General features: G+C 55.1%; 6 protein-coding genes. 1 reads left to right on the plus strand and 5 read right to left on the minus strand.

Annotated elements, in window-relative coordinates; genetic code table 11:
- Positions 1–252 (minus strand): transposase (locus tag BLR31_RS21095; protein ID WP_143009494.1); only part of this gene is annotated, 252 nt, incomplete at its 3' end.
- A 387-nt stretch (positions 253–639) separates the two neighbouring features.
- Between BLR31_RS21095 and BLR31_RS21100 the strand changes: the two genes are divergently transcribed.
- A complete protein-coding gene (locus tag BLR31_RS21100) occupies positions 640–990 on the plus strand; it encodes a response regulator (protein ID WP_090600482.1) in 351 nt (116 codons plus the stop codon).
- Between the two features lie 88 nt (positions 991–1078).
- Here the strand turns inward: BLR31_RS21100 and BLR31_RS21105 are convergent, their stop codons facing one another.
- The 4 genes from BLR31_RS21105 to BLR31_RS21125 all read right to left on the minus strand — a co-directional run.
- On the minus strand, positions 1079–1693 hold the full coding sequence (locus tag BLR31_RS21105; protein WP_090600486.1) for a hypothetical protein: 615 nt from the start codon (positions 1691–1693) through the stop codon (positions 1079–1081).
- A gap of 1654 nt (positions 1694–3347) precedes the next feature.
- Complete coding sequence (locus BLR31_RS21110; protein ID WP_143009495.1) at positions 3348–4568, minus strand: YihY/virulence factor BrkB family protein; 1221 nt, start codon at positions 4566–4568, stop codon at positions 3348–3350.
- A gap of 657 nt (positions 4569–5225) precedes the next feature.
- The gene (locus tag BLR31_RS21115; protein WP_090600493.1) at positions 5226–6353 is read right to left on the minus strand and encodes an HPP family protein; all 1128 of its coding nucleotides are present in this window, start codon (positions 6351–6353) and stop codon (positions 5226–5228) included.
- A gap of 1659 nt (positions 6354–8012) precedes the next feature.
- On the minus strand, positions 8013–8328 hold a 316-nt coding region (locus BLR31_RS21125; RefSeq protein WP_143009496.1), incomplete at its 5' end, for a transposase.

Genomic DNA, 8328 nt, shown 5'->3' on the forward strand with positions numbered 1-8328 from the left:
GTCGTCATCGTTCAGCTTGACCTCACCCCGCCTGAGGGCTTCCGCTCGCCAGCCAAACAACTGAGAGGCCTGTATCCCGATCTCGCGCGCCAGGGCCGAAACGTTCGTCCCCGGTTCAAAGCTCCGCGCCACTACCTCTGCCTTGAACGCATCAGACCATCGACGCCGTCGTGCCATCGGTGCGCCTTCCAGCCGATCAGGCACCGCCTCGATCAGATGGAAACTTCTATCCCCAGGCATAGTCGCAGACATAGAACATGACACCCATCACAAACTCTCAGGTGCCAATAGCGCCCCAGGAAAGACGGCAACAGACGGGGTGACCTTCGCGCTTACTCCCGATTTGCACAGTGTCACGATAAGTGAAGGGTCTGGGGAATGAACGGCGTGATATGGCGGCCGATCATTTCTTGTGCGGTCTAGCGGAACATGTAGCTGCCGCAGTATTCCGGGAGTTGACGATGCCGTTGAGATCCTTGCTAACAGGCAGACGATAACCAAAGCTTCATGCGCGCAGTGGACCTGCTAAATGGCATTCCTAAGGGGTCTCCGCCCTTGCCTTATGTTTGTTGCATTATTGATGCAAACACTCCTAAGTGATGGGTAGGAGCGGCGCCAAAAAAGCGCGCTGATTAGCGAATGACAATTTTATTGCTCGAAGACCAAGCGCTTATTGCGATTGATCTCATCGACGCCTTGGAGGCAGAAGGTCACGGCGTGGCGGCATTTGCTTCCGTTCGCGAGGCCGGTCTATGGCTTCGTGACCATCAGCCTACAGCCGCCATTGTCGATTGCGTACTTAGTGATGGTGATTGTTCGCCTCTCGTTCGCCAATTACGGCAAGGCGGCGTGCCCATCATTATATACACCGGAGGCAACACCTCCGATCTCGGCGAGGATTTTTCAACCCTGGACGTCTTCTCCAAACCCACGCCCACTCCTGACTTGCTTAACGCTGTTTACGAAAAAATTGCGTCCAGGCAGAGCTAGCTTTCGGTTTCAACCCGACCGGTCGATAGTGATCGTGCTTGGCGTCGCGTTTAACGGCAGTGGTGATTGGTAGATCAGCGCCTCCAGATTAATCAACAACATCTTTGATCCGACGTCGCTCTCGGCGTGATCTGATTTGCTGCGTTTTAGCTGTCATACCTCTCACATGCCAATCCTGCCCTTTCGGCTCTATGGTAAACGCTCTTTTCGCGCCGATGAGCAGATCATCTGAGGAGTAGTCAGCGATGACCAAGACCTCAAGAAATATGGGGACGCCTGCAGCCTTAGGGTGATCTCTCCGTCCCTTATTGCGATGAACTTTCTCAATCAGTTCATCGAACGCTCCTATCGAGGTGTAGTCACCCGGCCGCAGTGGCCCCTGGAGCGTACGTTGTCGCGGATCATCAGGGCGCTCGTCACCATCGAGCTCTTTGCTATCGGTGACGGTGTCGCGAATATCGTGGCCTTCGCAGTTGAGTGTCACGATGACGCTCTCGATATAGATCGATTCTGAACTCATGTTGCCGACAAAGCACGAGGCATTAAGAGCGGATCCAGCTGCTCTATTGATGACGATGTTCGGACGCACCTGACGGCGGTAGCTTTGAAGGAAAACTTGCAGATAGGCGATCCACACGAACAGCATGGCTAGGTTGGATACGGCACTAATGGCGTCGCTGTTATCAGAAACCCATTTTAGCATTTGCCTAGTCGTGACCGCTCCAGAGGATACGCGGCATAGTCTCGGTAAATTTCAACATTCTGCCTATGTTGACTGGCTAGCCCAAGAAGAGCTTTGGCTGTGGCTTCGACGTCCCAGCCCGCCTCCTTTACTAGTAATTCAAAGCTCAGTTGAAGAGCCTCAGTGCAACCTTGGCAGTCTCGCGGATCGGTATGGGGAGGCTTGATCGCCACAGCCACGTTCCCTTGTAGATTATCATTGTTGGGCCAAATCACACCACGAAAGATCGTTCCGTTTGAAAAGTGAACGGCGAACCTGTGATAATCGCTAGCAGCAACGACAGGGGCCGTCGTATAGCTTAGCGAGCAGGACTAGGTTTGTGATGGGCAGCTGCTTCATGTGAGCGGGCGCAAATCCATAGGACGTCCCGATTTTGCCTCGTGCGCTAGCCGGCCCGTCCCCGAGACCGTGACAAAGTTCGGCACGGCCGGAAAGCGTGATGCAGTCTTATAATTGCGTCATGTCGAGGATCTCCAATAGATCGGAAAGTCGGTCAGCGTTGGATTGTTCGCGATTTGATACCCTAGATCGTCGACGTGGGTTCAATGAATATAGTGGGCGGATGCTTCCCTATTTGGGGACCTGGTCCCTGCGGATCAGTTCTTGCGCCCACTGCGCCCGCTCCTGTGCCAAGTCAACAAGATATGTACGGCCCTGATCGTCCGATAAACGTATTTGGTGATCTTTGATCTCGTTGGTGATGCCGCACTGAGTGAGCTCGCTCTTTCGGGCCACGTCTTTCAGCTTATGTTCGGTTATCGCAATCTCACCCCCCGGTGTGCAGCAAACAGTACTTTAAAGTCGTCGCTCTGTCGTGAATTTTAAAGATCCCGCTTTCAACGTGATCCTGGGGGCATGAAATTTTTCGGCCGTCGTGGACGCGACCCCACAACGCTCATCGATGGCACCTCAGACATCGGCCGTGTTTGTCTTGTGATGATAGATAATGTGCGCTTGAACGTTAAATCGCCGGCGTATGCAAAATGATGATAATGTCAGATCGATTTGCGACACTGCGGCCACAGTCCTAACCGCAACAATCGCCTCGGGCACGCTCCTCACCATTTCCCTTGTGATTCATTGAAAAGTGATGCTGTTCCCACCAAAAGGGGGTATCGAGGAGCGGGTTGAGGCGCCGGACAGGCACCTGCCAGAGGATAGAAGGCGAATTTATCGACCCCTTCATTTTTCGCTCGTGAGCTATACAACGCCGGTGTTGGCGACATTGCGCGGCGGTGTGTTGCGCATTGTGTCAGGCATTGAAGCATTGGACGGTTTGCCCGCCTCGAGTGAACGGGATCTTACGCCTATACGCTCATGGGAAATGCCGGGGCGGATTGAACCTCTCGAATGTCCGGCAAGGTGCCATCACCACACGTGTCTTTCCGACTTCATGCGCCTAGCTTCGCGTCGGACGACCAAGTTCACCATCCCGCAGGGAGGACTCGTTCTAAGTTCCCCGAGCGTTTGGCTAGACGCCACGCCGCCAGTTCTTGAGTTTTCATGGAAAAGCAGAGTAGTGAGTGGGGTGCTAGAGGGTGAATGGTGACCCGCGACGCGGGACTTCCATGGGTCAGTCCTGGCGAACGAGAGTTGATGCCGCCCATTTCACAACTTAACCTTTCACTTGTCCAATGGTGTCGGCAACATAGGCGTCGCGAGTACCTAAAGGCGCGTTTGGTCCTGTGGTGGTATCTTGCGCCGTCTGATGCTCGATCTCCGAGTTGATCTCGGCACCCAGTATCAACAGCGAAACGGAAATCCACACCCAAGTTAAAGAACCAACCAAGGCCCCCAGTGAACCATAGCTGGCGTTGTAGTTGCCAAAGTTGGCGATGTACCACGAAAATAGGATCGAAGCGATGATAATCAGGCCGACAGCAAATCCTGCGCCTGGTGATATCCAACGCCATTTGGCACGGGATCGAGACGGACCGAAGCGATAAAGCGCCGTGATCCCCAGCAGCATTAGACCAGCCAGGATGACGTAGCTGAGTATTTGAACCACCCAGCCTAAGGCCTCTCCAAACGGCAGCACTGCAAAGAGTGCTGGAATCACCACTACAGCACCTATCGCCACGGTGGCACCCACAGCGATACTAAGAGTGAACGCCAAACCCAAGGCGCTCAGTTTGAAAAACCCCCTGTCCTCGCTCTCATGATAGGCGATATTCATGGCTTCAAAGATCGCTTTGATCCCAGCGCTTGCGCTCCAAAGGGCGATAGCAACCGAAAAAAAGAGTGTCCAGGATAGTGTAGTCCGCCCCTCTGTCACCAATCGCCGCAACTGTTCTCCAATGATCTCCAGTCCTCCACTCGGTATTAATCCCCTTAGCAGGTGCAGATGATCAAAGACCGTAGACTGGTCCGCAGTGAGCCCGTAAATGGCCAAAAACGCCGACAGCGCAGGGACAAGCGCGAGCAGCAGATAGAAGGTAACGCCGGCGGCAACGAGCATTATCCGATCGCGCCTGATACTGGCAAAGACGCGCCCGATAATCTCTTTCCAGGCACGCTTGTTATACTGCGTAGGTGTGACGGCCGTCCGACCGCGACCTTTTTGCCGGGCGGCGCTCAGATCGGTGTCCTGTGTGTTTGATGTCGTTTTAGCGATCACATTCACCTCGGTGAAAACTTTTTCGATACGTGCCCATCCTTGCTCCCCGTCCCTTCGAGGTATGCGGGTAAAATTCGGATAGAAGCGAGGATCCGGCGTCACTCTGCCACAGGAACGAAATACTGCGCGATCCGTTTCAATCGGGACGAGCGCACTGGCCTCATGGTTGGTGTCGTCATCCGAGCAAACCCGCAGTTCTCCGAAGCGGCCGAACCTCAAAAAATCGTTGAGAAGTCTCGCGCTACTACTGTCTAAGTGCGGGGTATAATAGCGTTCCGATTTCTGCGCCTAGAGGCTGTCACTCCAACTCCTCGGCCCAGCCCGCCGTTCCCTCGCGATGCGAATAATCCAGAGCCGCGTATGGGTCGTCGCGAACAGTGGGTGATGGTCAAAAGCAGACACTCCAACTTCCGCCAACTCCGCCGACTCTAAGGGATTGGTTTTCGGAGAAAATGGTCGCCCCTGCTGTTCCCTCGCGGTAATCTCTGGACATCTTACGATGGCGAACATGGGATACCTCAGGTCCCACGAGCTTTTGGTAAATACAGCTTTTTGCCGATTGCTGGCCCGACAATTTCGCTTTGAGCTACCGATGGTTGAAAAGGTTCTCACAAAACAGGTATTCGGTGACATCACATAGATGGTTCAAAAAGCTTTCGACGGTTGAAGATGGACCGAATAATTCTGCAGAACCGAAAAATGCGCACCCATTGGCGCTGCTGCGCGCGATCTCTTCCAGCCTTAAATGTGCTCTGCAGCAAATGATCTCTCGGACGAGAACTCCCAGCATCCCCGATTGAAGTCGACCCCAACGGGTTCCGATGTCGAAGACCCCATTCCTTGAAGCCTTCATCCAGCATGACGGCCGCCCGTTGCTCAGCTCTCGGTGCCCAGAGGGCCTTCGAGGGCGGACCTGAACAGACCAGAGATGAGGTCAGCTTGAAAGACAATCCCAACGACCCGGTTGCTATCATCGACGATCGGAATCTGATGCAGGCCCTGGTCCACCATCGGTGAGACCAGCTTGGAAACAAAGGTCGCGGGCAAGGCGGACTGAACGTTGCGGCTCATAATGTCTTGAACACGCAATTTCGGCAGACCAACCCGCCATGCTTTGAGCCTCCCACTTTGGTCCACCAAATGGGCACCGAAAAAGTCAGTTCTGGAGACGATACCCACAAGGGCTCCTGTCCCGTCGACCACCGGCACTGCGCGCAGTCCCAGCCGAAGCATCAATGCCCACACTGCGCGCACCGGTGTTGTCGGCAGAACTGTTGCGGCGATGGGCGACATAATCGAAGCGCATGTCAGTTGCCCTGCGCTGCGCTGAAACGCACGGATTTGAGCTTGTTCAAGAAGATGTTCCAGGACTTCGGGCGCAACATTTACGATCTCGTCATATTGTCTGAGCACGGCTTCCAGGTCGGTTGGCCGCACGTCCAGCAGCCCGGCTCTCATGCCGATGTGACTTGCGCTTTTGCCGGATGGCGCCGGATAGGCTCGCCCGGTCAAGCGATTAAAGCAGATTGCCGCGACCAGTAAGACGACTGAGTTCACTGCAACCGGCCATAGGACAAAGCTATAGCCAGTCTCAAGTACGGCGGGGCCACCAAGAACTGCTGTCAGCGCCACTGCCCCGCTCGGGGGATGGAGGCATTGGGTGGCGAGCATCGCGCCGATGGAAATGGAAATCGCAAGCGCAGCTCCGAGAATCGGATCGCCCACAAGGCCTGCAATCGTCACACCAATTGCAGCGGCAATACAGTTTCCTCCCAATATCGACCAAGGCTGCGCCAATGGACTTGACGGGGCTGCAAACAGAAGCACAGCCGATGCGCCCATGGGCGCGATGAGCATGGGTGCCACACTCCCCTCCCCCATGGATGCGCGGGTAATGAGACCTGTGAGCAGAATTCCCACAAGCGCCCCCAACGTGGCGCGAGAGGCTTCAACGATGCTGACCCGCACCAAGCGAGGCCGAAGTGCGGCGAGCGATAAAAACACTGGAAGAAGAGTCCTGACGAATCTGTGGGCAACCTATCGGTCCGCACCGCCACTCACAACGCAAGCCGACCTAAACTTCTTGCAAAACTTGGAAATTCGCCCCACAGGGACACCTATTTGTGGAACCGCCATCTCGCTCAAGGCAAGTACTTTGATGTCGGATTTTACAACGTCGATTTTAACGGCGTGAGCGTCGATGCCGAAGCTCGCGCCCCGTATCGGCTTAAACGTCCACTTTTAGTCCCTGCACACCTCCACGCGGGCTAGGTGTTGAGGGAAGGGCTCAGCTTCGGCGGGGCCCCTCTTCTCTGGTGAGGGGACGGCGCCGCAATGGGTCACGATAAGATTGTCGATAGGGTGTTCATAAGGTGTCGTCAGTGACATACCCCGAGGTCAGTGCATGGTAGATAAGCCCACAACGCTGAGCGTCGCGAGGAAGGCGACCTGCCTCAGGTCGGAAATTTTGGCGTTTTCGTCCCGAGTCCGCTCGATCAAGGCTGCAGAAGAAATGGCTGCTATACATGCCGGTGTCATCGGCTGCTAACGTGACGTCAAGCCCAACGTCGGAGAGTACGGTGAGCCGGTCTTATTATTTCAGCACGGCGATGTGCCGAACAACGTCTCTCGTCTAACCCAACATCATGGGCCTGATTCGACTCATCATCTGGAGTGTGCTTGACTACTCCCATGATTGCGTGGAGGAATGATCATGTCTGCCCTACCGACGAACTTCAGAGAACACGATATCTCTCAACAGCGATGACGGGCTTGTTCCTAATTGCCGCAATAGCATGCACCTGCCTATTCTTTGCCGTCGATTGGTTGCCGATGTAGGCCAAAATGCCAAACCATCCCCAAGACCCACGAGAACTCGCCGCTCGCGCCTTGTGCGAGCTCCACGGAGATTTGCCAGATGCAACGACGAATGGCGAGCCGATATGGGTAAGCTATCTCGATGACGTAGACACGGTGCTGACTGCGGTCGGATTTGAGATTTGCACTGTGTCTGGCGCAAACGACAACGGCAATAGACGGTAGATTAATCGAATGAGCGACGACACCCAATCCGGCGTGACCGGCGCGTTCGATTGCGCGCGGCGTTGATGCGCACTCAGGCGCTCTTAGTAAGGATTAAGAACAACTAGGAGAGTTGGCGATACCGGATCCCCACACCGTTCAACGCGCATGGTTCCAGGGTGAATCGCCCTCCCTGTGCCGTTTCAGCCTGTATTGTCGCCCTCTCCGCCAATGCCCAGCCGTTCACATCGAGATGTGCGGATGCAACCAGCCATGTACATCGGCTAAAACCTTTGTTGAGGACGGCAATACGGTTTGGCTGCATGGGCAGGACTTGCGCGCGATGGACTTTGACACTCCAGAACCACAGACGAGCATTTGTGACAGCGCGTTTGAAGTAGCCTTGGTGCGCACAGCGAGCGCCCGCCGACTCGAATTGCTCACGGCCAACGAATGGACCGTCGAAACATCCAGGACCAAGCGCTCTAACCGTACACTCGCCATAATCCGCCTAGACGGGAAGGGCGCTGGCTACAGTGTTACTACCGGGGGGCTGGCTAGACATGGGCAAGATTGCAACGAGTGGTGGTGGGGCTAATGATCGGCTCTCAGCCAATCTCCTCACCTTAGAGCGGAATCCTATCAGTCTGCATCGTATCCAGCGGCTGCAAAGTAGTTGGCGCACTCTTTGGGCGTGAAGGTTTGGACCAGTTTGCCAATTCTGTTCCAGAGCGCATCAACGGTTCGCTCTGCTGCTTTGCGAAGCATCGCCTTGAGTTTGGAGAAGGCGTTTTCGATCGGATTAAAGTTGGGGCTATAGGGCGGCAGGAACCTGAGTGATGCGCCCGCTGCCTCAATCAGTTCACGGGTCCGGGTTCCTTTGTGGCTGGAGAGGTTGTCCATGATCACGATGTCGCCGGGCCGCAACTCGGGCACCAGAACCTGCTCGACATAGGCT

Source organism: Pelagibacterium luteolum (assembly GCF_900100665.1).
In the GTDB taxonomy this organism is placed as follows: domain Bacteria; phylum Pseudomonadota; class Alphaproteobacteria; order Rhizobiales; family Devosiaceae; genus Pelagibacterium; species Pelagibacterium luteolum.

What these genes read in the sequence shown, in the direction of transcription:
- BLR31_RS21100 (WP_090600482.1), top strand. Translation starts at nt 640, where the DNA reads ATGACAATTTTATTGCTCGAAGACCAAGCGCTTATTGCGATTGATCTC.
- BLR31_RS21105 (WP_090600486.1), bottom strand. Translation starts at nt 1,693, where the DNA reads ATGCTAAAATGGGTTTCTGATAACAGCGACGCCATTAGTGCCGTATCC.